This window comes from Basilea psittacipulmonis DSM 24701 (genome assembly GCF_000743945.1).
Lineage (GTDB): Bacteria > Pseudomonadota > Gammaproteobacteria > Burkholderiales > Burkholderiaceae_B > Basilea > Basilea psittacipulmonis.
The window spans coordinates 1,385,123-1,411,207 of the sequence record NZ_CP009238.1 but is presented as its reverse complement, the minus strand read 5'-3'; the positions used below and the strand labels follow the sequence as shown (position 1 = coordinate 1,411,207).

Annotated in this window: 13 protein-coding genes, 1 tRNA gene and 1 pseudogene; 11 read left to right on the top strand and 4 right to left on the bottom strand. The window is 40.6% G+C overall.

All coding sequences use genetic code 11. The features are described from left to right. Positions 1-35: 35 nt before the first annotated feature. The 3 genes from secA to IX83_RS05905 all read left to right on the top strand — a co-directional run bounded on the left by secA (position 36) and on the right by IX83_RS05905 (position 6,180). Positions 36-2,717, top strand: coding sequence for a preprotein translocase subunit SecA (gene secA, locus IX83_RS05915; RefSeq protein ID WP_038500248.1), 2,682 nt, complete (start codon positions 36-38; stop codon positions 2,715-2,717). Positions 2,718-3,189: 472 nt separating this feature from the next. Beyond that, positions 3,190-4,008 carry a tetratricopeptide repeat protein gene (locus IX83_RS05910; RefSeq protein ID WP_038500245.1) on the top strand — a complete coding sequence of 273 codons (819 nt, stop codon included), beginning with the start codon at positions 3,190-3,192 and terminating at the stop codon, positions 4,006-4,008. Positions 4,009-4,146: 138 nt separating this feature from the next. Next, positions 4,147-6,180: a UDP-glucose:protein N-beta-glucosyltransferase gene (locus tag IX83_RS05905; RefSeq protein WP_038500242.1), complete on the top strand. Its 2,034-nt coding sequence runs from the start codon at positions 4,147-4,149 to the stop codon at positions 6,178-6,180. 265 nt (positions 6,181-6,445) lie between these two features. Here the strand turns inward: IX83_RS05905 and IX83_RS05900 are convergent, their stop codons facing one another. Further along, the gene (locus IX83_RS05900) at positions 6,446-7,015 is read right to left on the bottom strand and encodes a flavin reductase family protein (protein WP_038500239.1); all 570 of its coding nucleotides are present in this window, start codon (positions 7,013-7,015) and stop codon (positions 6,446-6,448) included. Positions 7,016-7,267: 252 nt separating this feature from the next. Between IX83_RS05900 and IX83_RS08615 the strand changes: the two genes are divergently transcribed. After that, positions 7,268-8,086, top strand: coding sequence for an opacity family porin (locus tag IX83_RS08615; protein ID WP_051919401.1), 819 nt, complete (start codon positions 7,268-7,270; stop codon positions 8,084-8,086). Positions 8,087-8,220: 134 nt separating this feature from the next. Beyond that, positions 8,221-8,308, top strand: a tRNA-Ser gene (locus IX83_RS05890). Positions 8,309-8,369: 61 nt separating this feature from the next. On the opposite strand, the gene IX83_RS05885 is transcribed toward IX83_RS05890, so the two are convergent. After that, positions 8,370-9,338 (bottom strand): DNA cytosine methyltransferase, encoded by a 969-nt coding sequence (locus IX83_RS05885; RefSeq protein WP_038500236.1) that lies wholly within the window; start codon positions 9,336-9,338, stop codon positions 8,370-8,372. A gap of 251 nt (positions 9,339-9,589) precedes the next feature. After that, positions 9,590-9,667: pseudogene (locus IX83_RS09185) on the bottom strand (hypothetical protein); the annotation flags it as partial. A gap of 139 nt (positions 9,668-9,806) precedes the next feature. On the opposite strand from IX83_RS09185, the gene dapA reads away from it, so the two are divergent. From dapA to polA, 4 genes are all read left to right on the top strand, one after another. Next, positions 9,807-10,706 carry a 4-hydroxy-tetrahydrodipicolinate synthase gene (gene dapA / locus IX83_RS05880; protein WP_038500233.1) on the top strand — a complete coding sequence of 300 codons (900 nt, stop codon included), beginning with the start codon at positions 9,807-9,809 and terminating at the stop codon, positions 10,704-10,706. A 20-nt stretch (positions 10,707-10,726) separates the two neighbouring features. Continuing rightward, complete coding sequence (bamC, locus tag IX83_RS05875; protein WP_051919398.1) at positions 10,727-11,869, top strand: outer membrane protein assembly factor BamC; 1,143 nt, start codon at positions 10,727-10,729, stop codon at positions 11,867-11,869. Then, on the top strand, positions 11,869-12,207 hold the full coding sequence (locus IX83_RS05870; protein ID WP_038500230.1) for a tautomerase family protein: 339 nt from the start codon (positions 11,869-11,871) through the stop codon (positions 12,205-12,207). Before bamC ends, IX83_RS05870 begins: the two co-directional genes overlap by 1 nt. Before the next feature lie 292 nt (positions 12,208-12,499). Next, positions 12,500-15,238: a DNA polymerase I gene (polA, locus tag IX83_RS05865; RefSeq protein ID WP_038500228.1), complete on the top strand. Its 2,739-nt coding sequence runs from the start codon at positions 12,500-12,502 to the stop codon at positions 15,236-15,238. Positions 15,239-15,573: 335 nt separating this feature from the next. Here polA and htpX read toward each other — a convergent pair whose 3' ends face one another. Beyond that, positions 15,574-16,488: a protease HtpX gene (gene htpX, locus IX83_RS05860; protein ID WP_038500225.1), complete on the bottom strand. Its 915-nt coding sequence runs from the start codon at positions 16,486-16,488 to the stop codon at positions 15,574-15,576. 488 nt (positions 16,489-16,976) lie between these two features. On the opposite strand from htpX, the gene IX83_RS05855 reads away from it, so the two are divergent. Continuing rightward, positions 16,977-17,825, top strand: coding sequence for a DMT family transporter (locus IX83_RS05855; protein WP_051919396.1), 849 nt, complete (start codon positions 16,977-16,979; stop codon positions 17,823-17,825). Between the two features lie 250 nt (positions 17,826-18,075). Continuing rightward, positions 18,076-25,644: a YadA-like family protein gene (locus IX83_RS05850; protein WP_038500222.1), complete on the top strand. Its 7,569-nt coding sequence runs from the start codon at positions 18,076-18,078 to the stop codon at positions 25,642-25,644. Positions 25,645-26,085: the final 441 nt, after the last annotated feature.

Below are 26,085 nucleotides of genomic sequence, written 5' to 3'. Positions count from 1 at the left end.
TCAGAAAGTTTATTGTAATCAAAAAGTAATAGAAAATGGGTTCAATCCTTAAAAAAATATTTGGTAGTCGAAACGACAGACTACTTAAACAGTATCGAAAGATTGTTAAACAGATTAATGCACTTGAGCCTAGTATGCAGGCATTAAGTGATGAAGCGCTGAAAGCAAAAACAACAGAATTTAAAGAACGTCTTGCCAAAGGTGAGACGTTAGATGATTTGTTACCTGAAGCGTTTGCAACGGTTAGAGAAGCAGCGGTGCGTGTACTGGGTATGCGTCACTTTGATGTGCAGCTAATCGGTGGTATTGTGTTGCACTATGGCAAAATTGCAGAAATGCGTACAGGTGAGGGTAAAACGTTGATGAGTACCTTACCTGTTTATTTGAATGCTTTGTCAGGTAAAGGTGTTCACGTGGTGACGGTGAACGATTATTTGGCTCGTCGTGATGCCCAGAATAACGGCCGTTTGTATCATTTCCTAGGGTTGACCGTCGGTGTGGTTGTTCCTCAACAGTCGAATGACGAGAAAATGCAGGCATATCGTTGTGATATTACCTATGGTACGAACAACGAATATGGTTTTGATTATCTGCGTGATAATATGGAATACAGCGTGGCTAGCCGTCGTCAGCGTGGTTTAAATTATGCCATTGTGGATGAGGTGGACTCGATCTTAATTGATGAAGCTCGTACACCTTTGATTATCTCAGGTCAAGCAGACGATAACACAGAACTATATCGTAAGATGAACCAAGTGCCAGCGATGCTGACGAAGATGGAATCTGAACCTAAGCCACAAGAACCTGAACCAGAGGGAGATTTCTGGATTGATGAGAAGAATCAGCAGGTTTATCTTTCAGATGCAGGTCACGAAAAAGCAGAACAGGTGTTGAGTAAATTAGGGATATTGCCAGAAGGACAATCACTTTATGATCCGCGTAATATCTTGTTATTGCATCATTTAAACGTGGCATTGCGTGCACATAATTTATTCCATCGCGATCAGCAATACGTTGTGTTAAACGGTGAAATCGTGATTGTGGATGAATTTACAGGTCGTTTTATGGAGGGCCGTCGTTGGTCAGATGGTCTGCATCAAGCGATTGAGGCTAAAGAGGGTGTGGCTATCCAAAATGAAAACCAAACACTCGCATCTATCACGTTCCAGAACTATTTCCGTATGTATCAAAAACTATCAGGTATGACGGGGACGGCTGATACAGAAGCTTATGAGTTCCAGCAGATTTATGGTTTGGAAACCGTGATTATTCCAACGAATTTGCCTATGATTCGTCAGGACCAAAATGACCAAATTTTCATTGATGATAAACATAAGTACGAAGCCATCATCCGTGATATTAAAGATTGTCATAGCCGTGGACAGCCAGTATTGGTGGGAACAACCAGTATTGAAAACTCAGAATTAATTTCTAATCTTCTGAAAAAAGAGGGCTTGAAGCATGATGTATTAAACGCTAAACAACATGCTAGAGAAGCGGAGATTGTTGCGGAAGCTGGCAAGCCAGGCCATATCACGATTGCGACGAACATGGCAGGACGTGGTACCGATATTGTTTTAGGCGGTAGTATTGAGAAACAGATTCAGATGATTCGTGCAGACGAGTCCTTGTCTGAGGACGAAAAAGAGAAGAAAATTCTTCATGTTCGTGAAACTTGGAAACCGTTGAATGAACAGGTTAAAGCCTCAGGCGGTTTGAGAATTATTGGTACGGAACGTCATGAGTCGCGTCGTATTGATAACCAGTTGCGTGGACGTGCAGGACGACAAGGCGATCCCGGTTCTTCTCGTTTTTACTTGTCTTTGGATGATAATCTAATGCGTATTTTCGCAGGTGATAGAATCCGTGGCTTGATGACGCGTTTGGGGCATGATGGAGAACCGATTGAAGCAAGAATGGTATCTCGTTCGATTGAATCAGCCCAACGCAAGGTAGAGGGACGTAACTTTGATATTCGTAAACAGTTGTTGGAATATGATGATGTCTCTAACGACCAGCGTAAAGTCATTTATGGACAGCGTAATGAAGTATTAGAAAATACGAATGAACAGAACGCAGAGATGGTTGCTAGCTTGCGTGATGCAGCACTGACAGCGGTGGTTCGCCAATATGTGCCAGAACATTCGATGGAAGAACAATGGAATATTCCTGCATTAGAACAAGTGCTTGAAAACGAATGGGGACTTCGCGTGTCTTTGACAGAATTATTGAAAGATGAGTCAAAAGGTGAAGAAGATATTCTTGATAGTGTGTTGAACGCAGGAAAAGAAAACTACGAAACCAAGCTGTTGTTAGCAGGTGATAATTGGCATGATTTTGAACGTTCGGTATTGTTAAATATTATCGATACTAAATGGCGTGAACATCTGTCTTTACTTGATCATTTACGTCAAGGGATTGGATTGCGTAGCTATGCTCAACAAGATCCTAAACAAGCATTTAAGCGTGAAGCGTTTAATATGTTTGCAGATATGTTGGAACGTATTCGCGATGAGTTTGTTCGTGTATTGTTAAATGTCGTGATTCAACAGCCAGAAGTGGTTGAAGAAGCAGCCGAACAGGTTCAAGCTCAGTCTCAACAATCTGTTAAGGTCATTGAAAATAGTGATGATCCGTATTTTGGGACAGGACGTAATGAATTATGTCCATGTGGCAGTGGCAAGAAATACAAGCATTGTCACGGTAAGTTAAACTAAATTAATTTGCAAAGAATAAAGCCCTCTGCTTAGTTTGGAGGGCTTTTTTATGGGTGCAGATGGAGGATTTTAAAACCCCAACGCGTCGGTACAGAAGTCAGGGATAAGGCGGGTGTTGAATGGGTGGCAAAGCCTGTGAAGAAGCCAGTGGATATAGAGTGTTCGTTTATATAAGTGGATAAAGGGGAATGGATGACTTTTAAAACCACAACGCAGCGGTACAGAAGTCAGGGATATGTTGCAAATGATAACAGAATGGTTACATTTCATGTCTATTCAGGGGGTTAAGAACTTGGGAGATGATTAAGGATAAGGTAAACGTAGTAAAATACTGAACGTTATGAGATATGAAAGCAAGTCCAATCATCACGATTATCGCGTGATAGGAGTCCACAAATATCCGCTGTGTTGATAAATTGTATTGTTTGAGTGATGAGAAAAAGGACAAAAGTCGCATGATTGGGAAAAGGTAATGGATCTAAAAAAGAAATTACGCATCATCTTTGTGTCGCTATTCATGAATATTGTGATGATAGAAGTGGCTTGGGCAAATGGATTGGCCGATTTCAAGACGACATTAGCCTTAGCTGAAAAAGGCGATATTAAAGCTCAAAATCGACTAGGTGCGATGTATTTTGGCGGTTTAAGTGTTAAACAAGATTATCAAAAAGCAAAAGAATGGTGGAAAAAATCAGCTGATCAAGGCGATGTATATGGTCAATACTTTTTAGCGGGTCTGTATGATAGTGGTCTTGGCGTGAAGCAAGATTATTATGAGGCCTCGTTTTGGTATCGCAAAGCGGCCATGAAAGGCTTGCCCTCTGCACAGTATGCATTGGGGTCGATGTATGAGAATGGTAATGGTCTGAAAAAAGATTTAGCGTTGGCGGTTCAATGGTATGAACGAGCGGCGTTACAAGGTGATTCTGAGGCCGAGTTCGCACTGGGCATGATGTATGTGAATGGTCGTGGCGTGACACAAAGTGATGAACAAGCCGTCCAATGGTACAAAAAATCAGCTGCTCAAGGCCATGCAAAAGCCCAATATAACTTGGGTGTTATGTTTGCACAAGGAAAAGGCGTGAAACAAGATTTTGCACAATCAAGATATTGGTTTCAAAAAGCCGCGATTAGCGGTAATGATGCTGCTTTGGTGTCATTAGGACTCATTTATGAATATGGTAATGGTGTAAAAAAAGATATTAATCAAGCCAAAGAATATTATGGACAGGCTTGTGATAGAGGCTTACAATCAGCCTGTGACGAATATAGACGTTTAAATACCCAATGAAATCATATGAACGAATGAATCCATTAATTAAAAATTTTAAACGAGGTATTGAATCAGAAAAAAGCAGTACGACTGGTTTGTTCTCGTTGTCATATAACAGACTTCATAATTAAAATTTGACAAGTTGAGGCAAGGAAGATGAAAAAAGCAAGTGTTAATCGATTTGAAAAAGAAGTAGATGCTAAACATTACGAACAAGCATGCAAAGAATTATTTAATATTTTAGGCGAATTAGATAATAATTTCGGAAGCATTGCTAACATCGAAATAGATGTTCCACAACAGTTATCGGTGTTGCCTACTGACACGATGGTGTATTTTTGTACGCGTGTAGCGGTAGCGATTACAAAATTATTCCAAGATCCTAATTTAGAAATTACGCCAGCGGGTGCACGCACGTTTTTCACTTATCATCGTTGGTTGAGTAATATATTTTCATCATCGCCTTTTGTGAATGCGGATCATATTTTGCGTGTTTTTAACGTGAATCCTGAACCGAACGATCCAGACGATATTCATATTGAAAATTCAGTCAAAGCATTGATTAAGTTTTGCATCTTATATACGGGTGAATCAAACGTTGTCTTGTCATTAGATAAGGCTTGGGAGATCGATCCGTTGACATGTGCTAGTTTGTGTTTTGCCTTACAATCGCCTCGATTTATTGGCACACCGGGTGCATTCTCAAAACGTGCCGCTATCTTGCAATGGCTGTCATCAAATAAACTCGATGCTTTTCCTGATTTACATCTTTTGCCCAACGGTATCATTCATGATGTGTATATGCATTGTAGCTACGATACCGCCAAAAATAAACATGATGTCAAAAAGTCTTTAAATCATTTGATTCGTCGACATCTTCTTTCATTGGGTTGGGAAGACCGTCAAAACATCAAATCGTTAGGCTATCATCAAGGCAAGCCCGTGATGTTGGTATTGCTAGAACACTTTAATACCTATCATTCGATTTACCGAACCCATTCAACTTCCATCGTTGCCGCAAAAGAACATTTCCATGTCATCGGTATGGGCGACTATAACGTTGATAAAGCCGCCACACATATCTTTGATGAATATTATCCTTTAACGCATAATGATTTTTATCAAAACTTTGAAGAGATAAAAGCATTGTGTGAAAGCAAAGGTGTAGCGGTGCTTTATATGCCTAGTATTGGTATGCACTTATATACTATTTATGCGAGTAACACACGTTTGGCACCTATTCAAGTCGTGGCGTTAGGCCATCCAGCCACTACGCATTCGGATTATATTGAGTATGTTGTGGTTGAAGATGACTACGTGGGATCTGAAGATTGCTTTAGTGAAACCTTGTTGCGATTGCCTAAAGATGCTTTGCCTTATGTACCGTCAAGTGCTTTACCAAAAGATATTCATATCCAATTAAGAGAACGTCCAGAAGTGGTGCAGATTGGTATTGCGGCCACCACCATGAAAATCAATCCGCAATTTTTAGAAACATTGAGAATTATTCGCGATCGTGCAAAAGTCAAAGTGCATTTTCATTTTGCTTTGGGTCAGTCAACAGGTATTGTTCATCCTTACGTTGAAAGATTGATTAAAACTTATTTGGGAGATGATGCGATGGCTCATCCACATAAACCGTATGACCAATACTTAAAGATATTGGAACAATGCGATATGATGTTAAATCCATTCCCATTTGGCAATACTAACGGTATCATTGATATGGTGACATTGGGGTTGGTAGGCGTGTGCAAAACAGGCGATGAAGTGCATGAGCATATTGATGAAGCCTTGTTTAAACGCTTGAAATTACCTGATTGGTTAGTGGCGAAAACAATCGAACAATACATTGAAAATGCGATTTATTTGGCCGAACACCATGAGGAACGTTTGCAATTACGTAAACAGATTATTGAGAATAATGGCCTGAAAACCTTATTTACAGGCGATCCTCGTCCATTGGGTCAAGTGTTATATGCAAAATTACAAGAATGGGCAAAAGATAATAAGGTGACCTTAGCATCCGACTCATCAGAAAAACCAGCGACATCAGAGACAAGCTCGACTCAGGCAAGTGTTGAGATGGATAAAGGATCTGCCGCGATGGACAAAGAAGGTGTTGTTGCGACCAAAACGACTACGAAAAAATCGACAGGTAAAAGAACATCTAAACGTTCCAAAAAATAATTGATTCGATTGACACGAGTCACACGTTCATCTTATCAGCAATGATGGGATGAACGTTTTTTATTGGGGTGATGAAAAAGACTCTCAAGAATGAGGGTTGATGAGGGATGTAGAGTGAGGTTAAATACTTGATATGGAGAAGATGGAGAGGTGGGTGATAGAAAGGATGGGTGGAGAGTGAGGTTTTGTGAGGATGTAGAGTGGGTGATGGTGTAATCAAAAAACGGATCTTTGAATAAGTATCCGTTTTTTTTGATGATGAAAATTAATTTTTTTCTACGATTAAGGGATCGCCAATCGTGTAAAAATGCCCACCTGCAACGTAGTGCAAGGTTCGCCAACCTTTATCGGCCGTTTCAAACTTCCAGTGACCGTCAAAAATCTCATCATCCGCATAACATGCTATCACCTTGCCGATGAATAGATCGTGTTGTTGTTCATTGTCTGTTTGCGGTAAACGTTCGCATAAAATCCAGCCTGCACAGCCTTTGACTAAAGGGATGTTGTCGTGTTCTCGGTAAAACAATTCAGTTTTACAAGTCCTAAGTTTATCAGGATGTGTTTTACCACTGATTTCGCCTAATGCTAACACCATTTCCGCTTGTCGAGCTACTGGAATTTGCAATGCAAAATATCCGCTTTTTTCGATTAACTCGCGTGTGTAACTCGATTTATCTAAAATGACACTGACTTTAGGGGTGGGGTAAAAGTCCACGATGCCAGCCCATGCGGCCGCCATGACATTTTCTTTCTCTTCGTGCTTAGATGACACTAATACCGTTGGGCCGATATTTAACAAACGGTAGTATTTATCTAAAGAAATAGCTTGAATCATACTTATCCTATTTTAGTTTAGTAAAGCAGTAGTTAAGCGGTATTTTATGCGTTTCAGACACCAGAATCAATGTTGAAAGCCACGGTCAGCTATGTTGTTACAATGCGAAAAAAAATAAAGTATAATAAATCTCTTTTTTAAAGATAAGTGAATAATATTTCACACTTTATTTGTATTTTTGTGTTAAAAATACGGGGTATTGTTTCTAATGAAACAAATGTTAATATATTTTATTTTATATGGGAGTATATTATGAAAAAACTCATTTTAGTTTCCGCAGTAGGCCTCGCTTTCGCTAGCAATGTTGCAGTTGCACAGTCGGGGGGGGGGATTTACGTTTCTACTGAACTAGGCTGGTCTTATATCTCAGGCAAAGGTCACGGAAGCAATAACTTCAGTAATGAAAGTCGTTCTGGGTCTGGATCAAACTTCTCTCCACGTCTTTCGGTAGGGTATGATTTTGGTCAATATCGCATCGCGGTTGATTATACAGACATGGGTAAAGCAAAAAAATCAGAATATAAAACAGGAACGACATTAAATGCGGACGAATGGAAGCTATGGGATTATTTTGTAGCTCTGAAACCTAGTATTGTTCAATATAAAACTGATGTGGACGGTTATTTGGCATTAGTTAAAAAAGAAGTTCCTGTTGATGTTTATGGTTGGGGTAAAGTTAAAGCTCAATCTTTAGGCGTGTCATTCTTTTACGACTTTGATTTGGATCGTAAATGGACACCTTATGTAGGCGTTCGTGCGTCTTTAAATCGTGTAAAAGCTGAAGCCAATATTACAGCAAAATTTGATGATGTGGTTAATGCACTTTTAGAAAAGGCACAAATTTCTGATAAAACAGTCAAGTTCAGTGATTCAAAAACTAAAACCTTATTTGGTTTAGGCTTGATTGCAGGTACGCAATATCATCTAACAAATAATCTCTCTTTAGATGCTTCGATTGAATATAACAAAGTGTTTGGAAGCATTCGTTTATCTGCTTATAACGATTACAGTGGCAAGATCAAACTTGAACACAATATTGCTACTCGTGTTGGTGTAACGTACCGATTCTAAGCAAATCGCTGATGTTGTAGCGATAAGGAGAGGGTTATTGAATATAACCCTCTTTTTTATTGGGCGAAATAGAAAATGCTCAAATAAAAACTCGGCTTGTGTATCGAGTTAATAACGGTTAAAATATTGGGCTTGGGTCGATGGCCGAGTGGCTGAAGGCGCACGCTTGGAAAGCGTGTAAACGGAAACGTTTCGGGGGTTCGAATCCCCCTCAACCCGCCACCTTTATCCTCATTGAATCTCTTGGCCTCAGCATTGAATCACTTTAATCCCCGTCTTATCCTCATTGAATCGCTTCAATTTCTTTTAACAAGGCTTTTAACACAGGAATCGCAACGCTGTTTCCGAATTGCTGATAGGCTTGGGATTTTGATGCAGTGATTTTGAAGTTGTCTGGAAAGCCTTGTAATCTAGCACATTCTCTGGGTGTTAGTTTTCTGATTTGTCCATTGATTTGATATAAACCAGTTTTGGCTCCAACCCCACCTCCATAAGCAGATAATGTAATCGCATGTCCTAAAGGGTGATAAATACGTTCGCCTTGGCCACCTTTGCCTAAAAAACCGATTTGAATAGGACGATTCGGTGCGATAGGATTGCCAAACATATCTGTTTCTGCTTGATATGATTTATTAATGGAAATATCAGATCGAGTAATCGGGCGAATGTCGGGGTGTGCCTCTAAAAAATCTATTAACGTCACAGGTGTGTGAGGAGGTTTAGGCATATGAAACCGTTTTACATTTAGATCTTGTCGAAATGCTACGAAATAAATACGTTCACGATTTTGAGGAACACCAAAATGACTGGCATTTAACACCTGATAGTAAACATCGTATTTTAGCTCTTTTAAAGTAGAAACAATGGTGCTTAATGTGTGGCCATTATTATGTTTTACCAAATTTTTAACATTTTCCAGAAGTAATATTTTTGGATGATGATGTGCCACAATTCTGGCGATATCAAAAAATAAAGTACCTCTTGTGTCTTCAAAACCGCGTTGTTTGCCAGAAATAGAAAAAGCTTGGCAAGGAAAACCTGCACATAAAATGTCGTGTGTGGGAATATCTTCCGCTTTTATCTGTGTAATATCACCTACTGGCATGATGTGATAGTTTTCGTAATAAGTTTTTGCGGCATGCTTATCCCACTCGCTGGCATACACACAGTTTGCTCCCACACTGCTTAGTGCTTGATGAAAGCCACCAATTCCTGCAAATAAGTCAATAAAAGTCAGATCTTTAAGGTTCATACGTGTGTTATTCAGTGAATAAAGATAAAGGTTTTATTTTAAATTGTAATGACGTTGGATCAGGTGTCCCACCTTTACGTTGAATACTGTGTAATTCCGTGCATTTTTAGTGATTGAATAAGCAAAAGCAATGCTATTTTAACAAAATAATTAACCACCTTATCTTCATTGAATCCCCCTCAACCCGCCACCTTTATCCTCATTGAATCTCTTGGCCTCAGCATTGAATCACTTTAATCCTCGTCTTATCCTCATTGAATCGCTTCAATTTCTTTTAACAAGGCTTTTAACACGGGAATCGCAACGCTGTTACCGAATTGCTGATAGGCTTGGGATTTTGATAACTAACTACTCACACTCACTCTGTCTGTCAATAAACGAAAATAGCACGGATAGGGGCATGAAACCAAAATCGATTTTAAACATTGTAAAATTGCAGAGATGTATCAAGTAATGTAAGGATTTTTTATGTCTAATGAAGTCTATACGCCTGTGATTAAAGGTAGTATTCCCGCTCTTGTGACACCGATGGATAATGCTGGTAATATCGATTATGAGGCTTATAAGAAGTTAATTGATTGGCACATTGAACAAGGTTCAGATGGTTTGGTGGTGGTGGGTACATCAGGTGAGTCGCCGACAATAGACTTTGACGAACATGAGAAATTGATTGCATTAGCGGTAGAATATGTGGATGGACGTGTGCCAGTCATTGCTGGAACGGGGGCCAATGCTACTAAAGAAGCCGTGCGTTTGCATAAGCATGCGGCTAAAGCGGGTGCAACGGCGGGTTTAAGCGTGGTGCCTTACTACAATAAACCTACGCAAGCTGGACTTTATGAGCATTTTAAGACGATTGCTGAATCAAGTGATTTGCCTGTGATTCTTTATAATGTCCCAGGTCGCACGGTGGTCAGTTTGACTAATGAAACGATTTTAAAATTAGCTGAATTGCCTAATGTGCTTGGGATTAAAGATGCGACAGGCGATTTGGCAAAAGGTGCGGAATTGCTAGCTTATAAATCTGATGAGTTTGAGGTTTATAGTGGGGATGATCCCACGGCGGCAGCATTGATTTTACTGGGTGCTACAGCGAATATTTCGGTGACGGCTAACGTAGCACCAGCTTTAATGCACGCTTTGTGTATGGCCGCGTACGAGGGCGATGTGGCGACTGTTAGAACGTTAAATGCTCGTTTGTGCGATTTAAATAAAGCGTTGTTTGTAGAAGCGAATCCAATTCCTGTAAAATGGGCGGTTGCAGAACTGGGCTTGACGCAGTTAGGCTATCGTTTACCATTGGTAGGTATGCGTGAAGAGAATAAAAATGTCGTGCGTGCTGCCATGAGGGTAGCAGGTATTTTATAAGATTCATAAGGAAAGACAGTATGTATATTGGTAAATTATCAAAATTGACCCTTACATTATCGGCCGTTTTGGCGTTGACTGCGTGCGATACGATACAAGAGACGTTTGATGCGGAGAATGCCATTAATTACAAAAGCACTGTAACAGCGGATCCGTTATCATTGCCACCTGGTATGTCTTCTAGCCAAATCCAGCCTGTGTATGTGATGCCTAAGAATGCGACGTACAATGAATATCAGGCCTTACAAAATCAACAAGCAAAGGTTGGCTCAAGAGTGGCGGTATTGCCTGAAATCAAAGGTATGAAGATTGAACGTCAAGGTGATAGACGTGTATTGGTGGTGGATGCCGATGCCGATACAGTCTATCCTAAAGTGGAGTCTTTTTGGACATCAGAGGGATTTACGATTGCTAAAAATCAGCCAGAAGCAGGTATTTTAGTGACAGATTGGGCTGAGAATAAAGCAGGCATTAATCCTGGATTCATTCAAAGAGCTTTGGGTTTCCTAGGTTCTGCGATGGCTGATAGTGGTATTCGAGACCGCTTTACAACACGTTTTGAACGTGATGGGGGCAAAACAAGAGTTTATGTTTCTCACGAAAGACGCGAAGAAAAAGATGTGTCACGTTTGAAAAATGATGTGGAATTTAAATGGGTGCCAGTTGACGAGGACCAAAATTTAAATGCACAGGTATTGACACAGTTGATGGTGTATTTGGGTGAGAACAGAGAAGCGGCCAAAGCAAAAATGCAGGCGGCTGAACAATCTGCAACGTCTGCCACAAATCATGCGGTCAGCCCAAGTGAAGCGACTTTAAATGGTGATGTATTAGTGTTACATCATAATGTCAAAGATAGTTTTGCAGCGGTAAAACAAGCTTTAACGAATGCTGGATTTACCATTGATTCGGCTGATGAACAAGCAGGTGCAATCGTGGTACGTTATTTGGATACTGACAATGGTAAAAAACGTAAAGATGGTAATGCAATATTGCGTTTATTTGGATCGGATGGAAATGTCAAACCATTGCCTTACACCTTGAATTTCAAAGAACTGGCCACGAATGAAACATCTGTGACGATTTCGGCAGATAAAGAAGATGATGTGTTGACTAAACGTCGTATTCTGACCGTGGTGCTTGAAAAATTGGGAGTACGTTAATGCCTTTTTTACAAGTTCAAACGAATTTGGCACTGGATGTCGCTCAGCAAGAAGCTTTAATCGAGGGTTTGGCAAAGGCGACAGAAACGTCTTTGTCAGCCCCTGTTGAACGTATTGTGGTGACGTTAAATATATTGTCTTCACATCAAACTTTTGTGGCAGGAAAGATGGCGGCACCTTTAGTGTTGGTGAATACTAATTTGAAAGAGGGGCGGTCGTTGGCGTTAAAGCAGGCTTTATTGGCCGCTTTGTCTGATGTGATAGAAAAAACGTTGCATATCGAAAAATCGTCATATCGAATCATGATACATGATTTAGTGGATGGAACGTTTTGTTAAAACAATCAAAGCGACACTTTTTAGGTCGCTTTTTTCTTCGCTTTAATGAGAGGAATCAGTCGTCAAACACTGTGAAATCCTGATTCTCAACGGGGTTAGGTGAAGAGGGATGTCGTCAAACACCGCGAAATCTTGATTCTCAACGGGTCTAAGCGGAGAGGAATCAGTCGTTAAACACCGCCAAATCTTGATTCTCACAGACACCTGCTACAAAACCTTTGAGAAAGGACAAAAAGCATTTTATGAAATAGTCTGCGTGAAGCAAACGTAAAATAAATAGGTTCAGTAAGAGATGGAAAAAACATTATTACTTGTAGATGGTTCGAGTTACTTATATCGTGCGTTTCACGCGATGCCAGATTTGCGTAATGGTAGTGGTCAGCCGACAGGTGCCATATACGGCATGGTTAATATGATGAGAAGAATTTTGCAAGATTATCCAGCCCAATATATCGCATGTGTGTTTGATGCAAAAGGTAAAACATTTCGCGATGATATTTACGCGGATTACAAGGCAACTCGCCAATCAATGCCAGAGGATTTAAGTACGCAGATTCCGATTATCTTTAAAACATTGGAAGCAATGGGTTGGCCTTTGATGATTAAATCTGGGGTGGAGGCCGATGATGTGATCGGCACCATGGCAAAACTCGCTACGGCTGAGGGTTTTCAGACATGGATTTCAACAGGTGATAAAGACTTAGCTCAATTAGTGAATGAACAAGTCACTTTGGTCAACACCATGAATAATGAGATTTTGAATATTGAGGGGGTACAGAAAAAATTTGGTGTTCGCCCTGATCAAATCATTGATTTTCTCATGTTAAAAGGGGATTCAGTCGATAATATTCCTGGTGTGAATGGATGTGGGGAAAAAACAGCGGTTAAATGGCTTGAACAGTACGATACGGTAGATAATCTGATTGCTCATTCATCAGAGATTAAAGGCAAGATTGGTGAGAAACTAAGAGATCATATTCAAGCAGGATTGTTCGATCTCAGCAAACAGCTGATTACGATTAAAACAGATTGTGATCTTACGGATTGTTTTACGAATTGGAAAGGTTTAGAGCCTCGAGAAGCTGATTTGAAGACCTTGTCCGAGATTTTTAAAGAATATGAATTTAGAACTTGGTATAAAGAAACGCAAGAACGTTTGAGTCAATCGGCACAAGGCAGTTTATTTGCCATGGATGCTGCTGATGAATTTAAGCCGTCTGCCGTGAAAGCCCCAGAACATCAGCTTTATCGCACGGTTAATAGTCAAGCATTGTTAGATGAGTTGATTCAAGAGATTTCATCTGCGTCTTTGACAGCGGTCGATACAGAAACGGTGGGCTTAGACAATATGACCTCAAGGCTGGTAGGCATTAGTTTTTGTACAGAAGCAGGTAAAGCGTGGTATTTACCTTTGGCTCATCATCTGTTAGATACGATCGAACAGTTGCCGATGCAAGAGACGCTGGAACGATTAAAGCCTTGGTTAGAAAGTGCCGATCATCTGAAAGTTCTGCATCATGCGAAGTTTGATGCTCATGTATTGGCAAATGAAGGCATCACATTAAGAGGTATCGCTCATGATACCATGCTCCAAGAGTATGTATTGGACTCGACTGCCTCAGTTTCTCTGGAAAAAATGGCCTTACGTTACTTGGGTAAAACAGGCATCAGTTATGAAGAACTGTGTGGTAAAGGGGCAAAACAAATTACGTTTGATCAGGTCGATATTAAGGCCGCTACCCAATATGCTTGCGAGGACACAGATTTCACGTTGCAGATTCATCAGATTTTGTACCCCATGATTCAAAAGGGCTTGGAGCCTATTTATCAGCTTGAGATGGCGGTTTCTGATGTGTTGTTTAAAATGGAACGAAACGGGGTGGCCTTAGATAGCCAAGCGTTAAAGCAACAAAGCCAACATTTAAGTGTGGAATTGGAACAGTTGGAAAAACAAGCTTATGAGTTAGCAGGTGAGACATTTAACCTTAATTCACCGAAACAAATGGCGACGATTTTCTTTGAGAAATTAGGGATGCCGATTATCAAGAAAACGAAGTCAGGAACGCCCTCTACAGATGAGGATACCTTGACGGAATTGGCTCGTGATTTTCCTTTGCCTCAAGTTATTCTTGCCTATCGTAGTCTCAATAAGTTGAAATCGACTTATACTGATAAATTACCTGAGATGGTGAATGCACAGACACGTCGTGTTCATACGCATTTTGCTCAAGCCGCTGTTTATACGGGCCGTCTGGCTTCTTCTAATCCCAACCTACAAAATATTCCGATCCGTACCGCGGAGGGTAAATTGGTCCGAGACGCGTTTATTGCTCAATCGGGATGCAAAATTGTCTCGGCTGATTATTCGCAAATTGAGTTGCGTATCATGGCTCAAATTTCGGGCGATGCGAATTTACAAGCGGCTTTTTTAAGTGGCCAAGATATTCACAAAGCGACGGCCTCTGAAATTTTTGGTGTGCCATTGGACGAAGTGACGGCTGATCAACGTCGTGCTGCAAAAGCGATTAATTTTGGTTTGATTTATGGGATGAGTAGCTTTGGTTTATCTCAAAACCTAGGCATTACACGTGAAGCTGCAAAAACGTATATTGATCTGTATTTTGCTCGTTATCCTGGTGTGGCCAGTTATATGGAACGTATCAAACAAGAAGCCGTTGCTCATTTATACGTGGAAACGTTGTTTGGACGACGTTTATGGTTGAGAGAATTAGCATCTAGCGGTGCTGTACGTGCCAGGGCAGAACGTGTGGCCATCAATGCACCGATGCAAGGCACTGCCGCAGATTTAATCAAAAAAGCAATGGTGGCCGTTCAACAATGGCTTGAACAGTCATCCTTACGTACTAAATTAGTGTTGCAAGTGCATGATGAATTATTGTTAGAAGTGCCTCAAGAAGAGTTGGAATTAGTGAAAACAAAATTGCCAGAATTGATGTGTTCTGTTGCTAAATTTAACGTTCCATTAGAGGTGGAAGTCGGTGTCGGTGATAATTGGGGACAAGCTCATTAAGGGATACATGCCTGAAACAACGATATATGGGATGTTTTAAAAATCGGATGTTCATGTGGGTGGATAGGCGGATTTAGGTAACGTTTAGATAAAGCTCGTCATGATGTTTGTTTACTATCTTGCAACATTAGGTCACTTCATTTAAAGTATGTAAAAGTTAAAAAGAATGAGCGATAAAAAAGAGTTGGTATTTAGCCAACTCTTTTTAGTTTATCAATTTAAAGATGATCGAATTGTATTCACAATCAACGTCTCTTCAGGCTTGTTGTTACTTGATATTATCAATTTAATCCATCATTAATTCGATCGTGTAGCCAGTCACTTCCCTTAAAACATCAACGAACAGATTTAAGTGCTTCGATACGTTTAGCAATCGGTGGGTGAGAAGCAAAGAGATTGGATAATAATCCTCCTGTAATGCCGAATGCATTTAAGCTAGCAGGTAAGGTGTTTTTAGTGGAGCTGCTAATGCCACCTAATCGTTCTAATGCGTGAATCATCGGTGTGGTACTGCCTAATAAATGAGCAGAACCTGCATCAGCACGATATTCACGGTAACGAGAGAACCAAGCTACTATGATGCTGGCGAACACACCAAATACCATTTCTAATACCATGCTTACCATGTAATAGCTCATTCCCATGCCAAGTGATGAGCCACTTTGTTCTTCATCGCTCTGTTGATTTTTGCTTTGTAGTGCGACACTAACGATTTGGGCAATGACGCGAGATAAGAAAATCACAAAGGTATTTAAAACCCCTTGTAACAAAGCAGACGTTACCATATCGCCATTTGCGACGTGAGCGACCTCATGCCCTAGCACGGCGGTGACTTCTTCTTTTGTCATACTTTCTAATAATCCAGTGGAAACGGCCACTAGCGATTTGTCTTTAAAAGCACCTGTTGCAAAGGCATTCGGTGCTCCTTGATAAATAGCTACTTCAGGACGTCCGATTTTTGCCTTGTCGGCTAAATCATAGACAACACTGACTAACCATCTTTCAGTTTGATTAGCAGGGTTGTTGGGGTCAATAACCTTGGCACCTACACTGGCTTTTGCCATGGTTTTACTCATCAATAGGGAGATGAAAGATCCGCCAAACCCAAAGATTAAGGCAAAGCCTAAAAGCATCAGATAATTAATACCATTGGCTTCGAGATAGTAGTTCAGCCCTAGGATATTAATGATTAGGCTTAATAATGCTACAACAGCAATATTGGTCATTACAAAAAGAAAAATTCTGGTCATGGTTTATGGCTCACTATTTAAATTCTGTTGACATTTATGGGACTGCGAGAAGTAAATTCCAATTGAGTCCAATTTTATGATGTGCCTATATCTTAGCTTATTTAGGTCACTAAATGGAAGATGGGGGTGGTGTAAAAGAAATCAAGCATGTTCAAGTTATGATGAGAAGCAATAAACTCACATCGTTTGTGAATGAGTGTAGAGAAATTAATAGGGATGAATATATAGTGAAGAGATGGGGGTGAGGTTAGAAATTAAAAAAAAGAAAATCGTAATCATGGCAGATAGTGAAGTGAGGATGATATCGATGCGGTGAGATTCATAATAAAGCTTAGCTATTGGGGTAGAGGGTGTTGATGAGGTGATGGTGTATGTGAAAACTTGAAAATCACAAGAGATAAGATTCTTTCATTATTACTTCTGTGGCAAAGTGAAGTCTTTAATATTTAAAAACGGTAAAATGTTGCCTCGATGATGGGGAAATGATAATGGGTATTTTACAATCACTTTGGATGATTATGGCAAGTGCCAGTTTTGCCGTGATGGCGGCGTTTATTAAACTTTCCGCTTTAGAAGGAGCAAGCCATGGTGCGATTATATTTGCTCGAGGATTGCCATCTATTTTTCTTATTTTGGTTTGGGCGATTTACCAACAAAAAAGTTTTAAAACCCTCTACATGAAATCGCATCTTCATCGCAGTATTTGTGGGGTTTTGTCCATGTGGTGTGGGTTTTATGCCTATGCTCATTTACCATTAGAGACAGCAACGAGTTTGAACTATAGCACGACTTTATTTATTACCACTTGGTTAGTGATCACGACTGTGACGGCCAGAAATCCGATTCAATGTATCGCTGTTCTGATTGGTTTTAGTGGTGTGTTGTTTGTATTACGTCCTAGTGTTGAAGATCAGCAATGGTTCCCAATTTTGATTGGATTGATGGCAGGGGTTATGGGAACGGGGGCGATGTTATCGGTTAAAAACTTAGGTAAGGTGGGTGAGCCGGTTTTTAGAACGGTCTTTTACTTTTCATTATCTGTAACGGTAAGCGGCTTATTTGGCGTAATTTGGGCGGATCAATACGAGCAAGATATACAAACGATAGGATATTTATTAGGAATCGGTATTTTTGGTTTGTTGGGGCAGATTGGTTTAACACGTTCTTTTAGTTATGGTTCAACGGTTTTAACAGCTACCTTGCAATATACGACAATTATATTTTCAGCGGTGATTGCTTTTTTTCTTTGGGATCATTCGCTTGACTGGTTAAGCTGGTTAGGAATGTCGCTGATTGTATTTTCAGGTGCACTTTGTGCTTGGGGTGTGGCCAGATAGGTTAAAAGAAAATAACTTAATCATATTGTTAAATAAAAGAATGAAAAAATTGATGTTTATTTTGTTTTTATATTTAGTTTTGTGTTTATTTTACAACGAAATTGTTTCAAAGTGTATAAATTATCCTCGTTATTAGGTAGATAAAAGCTAGATTTATCGTCTTTTATATATAATTCTCATTTTTTTAGATATAGAAAATTAAGAGGTTTTTATTTTGCCTGTTTTAGGCAATTTTGAAGGAAAAATAAGAATGAATAAGATTTATAAAATTATTTGGAGTAAAGTAACCGGACAATTTGTGGTAACTTCAGAGTTGGCGAAGGGACAGAAAAAAGCCACTAGCGTGGAAAAACAGACAAGTTTACAGAAAAAAATATCGCTAAGAAAAACAGTTATAGCTTCATTGGTGTTGAGTAGTTGCTTTGCGAGCAATCTGGTATTGGCTTATACAGGAGATGGTGGTAGTGCATCAAGAAGCAATTTGGATATTGCAATTGGAAAGGGAAGTAAAGCATCAGGGAGTTTTACTAATAGTGCAGTGGCCCTAGGTAATAATGCTATAGCTGAGGGAGATCAAGCACTTGCTTTAGGCAGTCTTACAAATGCTAAGGCCAGTCAAGCCATAGCTTTAGGAAATAATATTAATGCAACAGGTTATAGTAGCATTGCCATTGGTGGTGATGATATAGGTGATGCAAGGAATGATACAGTTGGACTTTCTGCTGATGTTCGTTCTTTATTAACTACTTATACTAAAAAAACGATTTCTTTTCTTGGAACTAATTCTACAGCAATAGGTAGTATTGCTGTGGGTATGGGCGCTCAAGCTACAAAAGACTTATCTTTGGCTTTGGGCATTTATTCTAATGTTTCTGGTATCATGGCGGTAGCGATTGGTACAGGATCAGTAGCGACTGAAACCTCTTCTACGGCGTTAGGAGCAGGAAGTATGGCTTCTGCTGTAAATGCTACGGCATTGGGGGCTGTAGCAAATGTTTCAGCAGAAAATGCACTTGCGTTAGGTTACAACGCAACGGCAAGCAATGTAAATAGTGTTGCCTTAGGCGCAAATTCCAGCACTGCCGCCACAGTCAGTACCTCAAATTTTGAGGTAGGTGGAATGACATATGATAATTTTGCAGGCATTAACCCTAACTCAACGGTAAGCGTGGGGGCTTCGGGTAGTGAACGTACCATTACCAATGTGGCAGCTGGGCGTGTTTCTAGTTCTTCAACTGATGCCATTAATGGCAGCCAGCTTTATGAGGTTGCAACGAACTTAGGTAATGTGGTGAGCAGTATTAAAGGTGTCTTAGGCGGTAATGCTGCTGTGGGTGCTGATGGTACGATTACCATGACTAATATTGGTAATACAGGTAAATCCACTGTTCATGAAGCGATTGCGGCAGCGAAAACAGAGGTTCAAGCTGGCTCAAATACCGTGGTTAAACAAACAACAGGAGCCACAGGTCAGGCTATTTATACTGTACACGCTAATGCTACAACGGTCAGTGCTAATACCACTAACCTTGCTTTAACGACTACGCCCACTACAGATGCTAATGGCGTTAAAACGACGGATTACACATTAGATCTATCGGATTCGGTTAAAACTACTTTGAAACAAGTTGAGACCAATAAACAAAATATCGCTAATAATACGGCGAATATTTCAACTAACGCAGGTAATATTGCTAACAACACCGCGAATATTACAACGAATGCAAATAATATTTCAACCTTGCAAAGCACGGTGAACACTCTATCCAATGGCTGGAAAGTAGGGAATAATAGCTCCACTGAGGTGGCGACTATTAAAGCAAATAACCAAGTTAATTTTGTAGATGGTAATGGCACGACTGCGAATGTAGCGACTGCAACGAATGGTGCCAATGTTTCCTTTAATGTGAATACATCAAACTTAACGGTTACGCCTAATACTAGCAATGGCGGTATTACCAGTATTACAGCTGGTATGTCAGGTAATGCCTTTGTGACCGCTTCTGATTTAGCGACCGCCTTAACGACAATGGCATCTGCGGTAAAAGAAAATGTAACAGAGGGTACAGGCTTAAACGTTACTTCATCAGTAGATAACAATGGTGCAACGACTTATACTGTTGCATTAAGTTCTGATATTCAAACAAAATTAAATAATGCGACTACCGGTTGGGAAATTCAGGGTAATGGCACTAAAGTAGCCGATGTTGCTCCGACAAGCAAAGTGAATTTTGCCAATGGTAACGGTACCACTTCGAGCGTGAGTACTAATAATGGTGTCTCTACTGTGAAGTATGATGTGAATACTACCACATTAACGACGAATGGTTCTAATGTAACAGTAGGTCAAGCAGGTAATTACTTTGCGACAGCGGAAAGTGTTGCTAATGCGATTAATAGTGCAACAAGTTCGTTAAGTTCGGTGTTGAATATCACAGGAGATAATAGTTCTTCTGGCAGTGTGAATTTAAAATCTGAAAAACTCGCCATCAACGGTACCTCTGGCTATATTACTACCAGTGCCAGCGGTCAGGCGGTGACGATTGATTTAGATAGCACAGCAAAAACGAAACTGGATAATGCAGCGGATAACAATCTGAGCAATTTAACTAGTGCGGGTAAAGACGTGGTCACTGGTTTGATCACTGCAAATGGCGATAGTTACACAACGGTGACCACAACAGGTGGTTCAAACGGTGTGGCGAAAAACTTTGCGATTAGCGTAAATGTAGCGGAAGCGATTGATAATACCGTTGCTAATAACACAAATAAAGTGGCTTCTGCACAGGCGGTTTATGATGCGGTAACTGGGGCGAAAACTAAGGTATCAGTGAGTGATAGTACAGGTATCTTAACTTTGAACAAAACAGAAAGTGCGGATCTAAATGCTAACAACTATACATTAGGTATTGATAGCACCAAGCTAAAAGAAGCCGTGGGTACTACTAATTTAGCCACTGAATACGCTAAGGCAGATGCATCTAACTTAACGGATGCAAATAAAACTGCTTGGCAAAATGCTTTAGCAGGCATTACGTTCGAGGGGGACACAGGTACAGCTTCTACCAGAAAACTGGGCGAAACCTTAACGATCAAGGGTGGAGCATCAAGTTTAAGCGATAATAATATCGGCGTGGTATCAGATGGTGCAGGCAACCTAACCGTGAAACTGGCTAAATCTTTAACAGGTTTGCAAGATATCACTGCTACAGGCACGGTAACAGCGGATACACTAACTGGCGGTACCGTGAACGCCACGGATAAATTAGTAGTGGGTAATGGTAATAATGCCACGACGTTGACTAGCACTGGCAACGGCTTAGACTTGGGTGGTTCTAAATTGACGAATATTGCTAATGGTTCAGTAACATCTGGTAGTAAAGATGCGGTAACAGGCGGTCAGTTATACGATATTCAACAAAAATTAGATAAAGGTTGGAATATCCAAGCCAATAGCGGAACTAGCACTAAAGTCGCTTCAGGCGATACCGTGAATTTTGTCAATGGTACGGGTACGACAGCAAGTGTGAGTGCTAATAAAGGTATCTCTACTGTGAAATACGATATTAATACCACGACATTAACCACGAATGGTTCTAATGTAACGGCTGGCGATACAGGCAACTCTTTTGTCACAGCTAATGATATTGCCACAGCGATTAATAGTGCGGTATCTAATGCAACAGGTTCCCTAAGTTCGGTATTGAATATGGTTGGAGATAACCGTACAACGGGCAGTATCGATCTGAAAAATCAAACCTTATCGATCAATGGTAGTTCTGGCTATATTACTACCACAGTGAACAATCAAACAGTTACGATTGATTTAGATACGACTGCGAAAAATAAATTAGACAATGCTGCAGATCAAAGTCTAAGCAACTTGAACAACGCTGGTAAAGATGTGGTCACAGGGTTGGTGACCGCAAATGGCAATAACTACACAACCGTGACCACAACAGGTGGTTCAAACGGTGCAGCGAAAAACTTTGCGATTAGTGTGAATGTAGCAGAAGCGATTGATAATACTACTGCTAACAACACGAATAAAGTAGCTTCTGCTCAAGCGGTTTATGATGCGGTAACGGGAGCAAAAACTAAGGTAGATGTCAGTGATAGCACAGGTATTTTAACTTTGAACAAAACAGAAAGTAACGATCTAACGGCGAATAGCTACACATTAAGTATCGATAGTGATAAGTTGAAAGCGGCTGCTGGTACGACTAATTTAGCCACAGAATATGCCAAAGCGGATGCATCTAACTTAACGGATGCGAATAAAGCAGCATGGCAAAATGCTTTAGCTGGTATTACGTTTGAGGGCGATACGGGTACAGCTTCTACCCGAAAACTAGGTGAAACCTTGACGATCAAGGGTGGTAATACAACTGAGTCTGATCTAAGCGATGGTAATATCGGTGTCGTGTCAGATGGTTCAGGCAGCCTAATCGTGAAACTAGCTAAATCCTTGACTGGATTGCAAGACATTACGGCTTCTGGCACGGTAACAGCGAGTACCTTGACCGGTGGTACGGTGAATGCGACGGATAAATTAGTGGTGGGTAATGGCGCTAATACCACTACTTTCACTAACACAGGCAAGGGGTTAGATCTTGGCGGTTCTAAACTGACGAATATTGCTGATGGTACGGTTGCTAAGGGTAGTAAAGACGTGGTGACAGGTGGTCAGTTGTTCACGCTTCAAGAGGAAGTGAACAAGGCTAATAATGCGACTTGGACTTTGGCGGTTGATAAAACAGAGGGTACTGCAACAGGTAGTTCCGAGAAGATTGGTGCTGATGATACCGTCACCTTTATCGCTGGCAAAAACGTTAATTTGAGCCAGTCTGAAGGTAAGATTATGATTAGTACCTCGGATGATGTAACGGCTAATTCTGTGACCTTGAATGGTAAAGATGGTCAAAATGGTGCGGATGGTTCGGCTAAAGCGGCGTTGAGCGTAGTCGGTCCGAATGGCAGTGATGCGACTAACGGTGCGGATGGTACCAAAGATGTGAATGGTAACAGCACAACGCGTATGGTGTATGCAGATGCGAATGGCACCTCGCATACCGTGGCGACATTGGACGATGGGTTAAGTTTTGCGGCCAATGACGGTACTGATTATGCAGCAAAATTAAACAGTAAAATCACGATCAAAGGTTCAGACAGCAATAAGATTTGGGGTGATTTTGATGCGGGTCAAAATATTATGACCCAAGTGGATGCTAAGGGTGTGATTACCATTGCGTTGGCTAAAGCATTGAGCGGTTTGACGAGTGCAACATTTACAGGAAGTGGTGCCAATACCGTTATTAATGGCAATGGAATGACGATTACACCGACAAAAGCTGATGGTACAGATGGTACCTCGAAAGTGGTAAGCTTAACGGATAAGGGTTTGAATAACGGTGGTAATACGATTACCAATGTAGGCAAGGCGGTTAATCCTACTGATGCTGTGAATAAGCAACAGATGGATGATGCGATTAGTGATGCGAGTAAATGGACCTTGCAGACTAACGGTAGCGATGATCAAACCATTACGAAAGATAAAACGGTTAACTTTGCAAATGGTACCGGCACGACAGTGAGCAGTACAACAGCTAATAATGTCACGACGATTCAAGTAGCGGTGAACAAGGCGACTTTGACCACTGATGCCAATGGTACGGTTAAAGCCACTGATGGTAATGGTGGTACAGCGGATAATAGCTTTGTGACCGGTAGCGATTTGGTGAATGCGATTAATAACGTAGCTAATTCTTTGACGAATAAAGGCTTAACGTTTGCAGGTGACTCTGGTAATGCAACAGTCGCTTTAGGCAATACCGTAACGATTAAAGGCGGTGCGGATACGGATGCATTGACTGAAGATAATATCGGTGTCGTGGCTGATAGTAGCGGTACCTTGACCGTTAAACTGGCTAAAGACGTTGATTTGAGCAAAGATGGTAGCTTAACAGCAGGCAATACAACGGTGAATAATGATGGTTTAACAACCAAAGATGCTAATGACACCACCACAGCGGTAACGGGTGATGGTATCACTATTACGCCAGTCAAAGACGATGGTACCGTTGATCCATCAAAAACAGTAAGCCTAACCAGCTCTGGTTTGAATAACGGTGGTAATGCAATTACTAATGTGGCCAGTGGTTTGGATGGTACGGATATTGCCGATGCAACAGGTGATGCTTTGAACAACGTGGCTAACGTGGGCGATTTGAAAAATGTGTACACGAAACTTAACGATCAACTGTCTGATTTAAAAGACACAGGTTTCAAAGTTAAAGGTAATACTGATGATTCTACCGAAGATACGGTTAAACTAGGCGAAACCTTGAATTTCAGTAGTTCTGATAATAATCTTTTGATTGGTACCTCTGATAGTGGTACTAATACAGTGGATATTAAACTGTCTGATAGGGTGACGATCGGTTCGACTGATGGAAAACCTGTGAAGGTTGATGGTACGAATGGTACGGTTTCTGGTTTGACCAATATCACTTGGGATGCTGATGATATAACTAGCGGACAAGCGGCGACAGAAGATCAGTTGAAACTGGTTGCAGACGACATCAAGAAATCGATGGGGACAGATGAGGACGGTAATATTACCAAAGCAGATGGAACGCCTTATACCAACGCTGATGGTAGTAAATTAACGGTTTCACAAGCCTTGACGACTTATGATGTTTCAGGCAATACAGAAACGACAGATAATAGCATGATGTCTGCGATTTATCGTATGAATGAACAGGGTATTAAGTTCTTCCATGTCAACGATGGTACGAAATCTACCCAAGGTTCAGATAAAAATACAATTGACTCTAGTGCATCAGGATCTTATTCGGCAGCCGTTGGTTACAAAGCTGTAGCCGATGCTAAAAATGCGATAGCGATGGGTTCAGAAGCGAATGCGACAGGCGAAAATTCGGTGGCTTTGGGTAACCAAACACAAGCAAGTGGTCAGAATGCGGTAGCGATAGGTACATCTGCACAAGCAACGGGTGCTCAGTCCATTGCATTGGGTGATGGCTCTCAAGCAAAAGGTACGCAGTCTTTGGCAATTGGTACGGGTAATGTAGTCAGTGGTAACCATTCAGGTGCGATTGGTGATCCAAATACTGTGACAGGTGATGCTAGTTATGCTCTAGGTAATGACAATACGGTATCTACTAATAATACCTTTGTAGTAGGTAATAATGTTACCGTGACTGCTGATAACTCAGTAGCATTGGGAGCGGAAACTGCCATTACAGAGGGTTCTAAGGTAGGAACAGTCGCAAAAGATCGTAGTGGTAATGCTGGAAACACGACAACAGCGGGTACTACGGGTACGGTAGATTCAGCAACAGTAGGTAATATTACTTATGCTGGTTTTGCAGGTGCAACAGCGACTGGAGCGGTTAGTGTGGGAGCTTCTGGTTCTGAACGCCGTATTCAAAATGTGGCAGCAGGCGAAATTAGTGCCACCAGTACCGATGCGATTAATGGTAGCCAGTTACATGCAACGAATATGCAAGTGGCTCAGAATGCTCAAGCGATTAATACCATTAGTGGTAACTTAAATAGACTTGAAAAAGATATGAAAGCGGGAGTAGCTAATGCAGTGGCTGTGGCTAGCTTACCTCAAGTATATGCGCCTGGTAAGAGTGTCTTTGCGATTGCAGGAGCAACTTACAGAGGTCAAAATGCTGTTGCAGTCGGTGTTTCTAGTACGATGGAAAACGGTAAAGTGATTCTAAAAGCGAATGCTAGCCGTGATTCAAGAGGTAAATATGCTGCTGGAGCAGGTGTTGGATTTATTTGGTAATTTTTAATCACATTATCATTTCTCTCTCCCCCTTTTTTTGGTCAGATAACTTTATTCATTAATAAAGTTATCTGACCAAAGGGGGTTTTCTCCAGTTCAAGAATGTTCTCTACTCTTGATACATAAGAGCATCATTGTTTGATATTTAATGATAGTTGCTGTTATGCAATAAGGTTTTTAGGAGCTTGATGTTCTATTCCAACTACAATTTTTTTAAAACTGTATCAAGATAAATAATCCTATATATTTTCTAGGGACATTGTCTAAAGAGGTTTTTTATTTGCAGGGAAGCTTTTTATTCAAGAGATCTAAATGATTACTAACTAGGATAGGTGTGAATTTTGTTTATTCTAAAATTGTTTTTGTATATAATCAAGATGGTCAGGGATTTTATATAATTGTTAGTATCGTTGATGATAGTTAAAATCATTTAGTAGGGGA

Excerpts from the sequence above, each read along its gene's own strand:
- dapA (WP_038500233.1), top strand. The coding sequence starts at position 9,807 with ATGTCTAATGAAGTCTATACGCCTGTGATTAAAGGTAGTATTCCCGCT.
- htpX (WP_038500225.1), bottom strand. The coding sequence starts at position 16,488 with ATGACCAGAATTTTTCTTTTTGTAATGACCAATATTGCTGTTGTAGCA.
- bamC (WP_051919398.1), top strand. The coding sequence starts at position 10,727 with ATGTATATTGGTAAATTATCAAAATTGACCCTTACATTATCGGCCGTT.
- IX83_RS05855 (WP_051919396.1), top strand. The coding sequence starts at position 16,977 with ATGGGTATTTTACAATCACTTTGGATGATTATGGCAAGTGCCAGTTTT.
- secA (WP_038500248.1), top strand. The coding sequence starts at position 36 with ATGGGTTCAATCCTTAAAAAAATATTTGGTAGTCGAAACGACAGACTA.
- IX83_RS05850 (WP_038500222.1), top strand. The coding sequence starts at position 18,076 with ATGAATAAGATTTATAAAATTATTTGGAGTAAAGTAACCGGACAATTT.
- IX83_RS05885 (WP_038500236.1), bottom strand. The coding sequence starts at position 9,338 with ATGAACCTTAAAGATCTGACTTTTATTGACTTATTTGCAGGAATTGGT.
- IX83_RS05905 (WP_038500242.1), top strand. The coding sequence starts at position 4,147 with ATGAAAAAAGCAAGTGTTAATCGATTTGAAAAAGAAGTAGATGCTAAA.
- IX83_RS05910 (WP_038500245.1), top strand. The coding sequence starts at position 3,190 with ATGGATCTAAAAAAGAAATTACGCATCATCTTTGTGTCGCTATTCATG.
- IX83_RS05900 (WP_038500239.1), bottom strand. The coding sequence starts at position 7,015 with ATGATTCAAGCTATTTCTTTAGATAAATACTACCGTTTGTTAAATATC.
- polA (WP_038500228.1), top strand. The coding sequence starts at position 12,500 with ATGGAAAAAACATTATTACTTGTAGATGGTTCGAGTTACTTATATCGT.
- IX83_RS05870 (WP_038500230.1), top strand. The coding sequence starts at position 11,869 with ATGCCTTTTTTACAAGTTCAAACGAATTTGGCACTGGATGTCGCTCAG.
- IX83_RS08615 (WP_051919401.1), top strand. The coding sequence starts at position 7,268 with ATGAAAAAACTCATTTTAGTTTCCGCAGTAGGCCTCGCTTTCGCTAGC.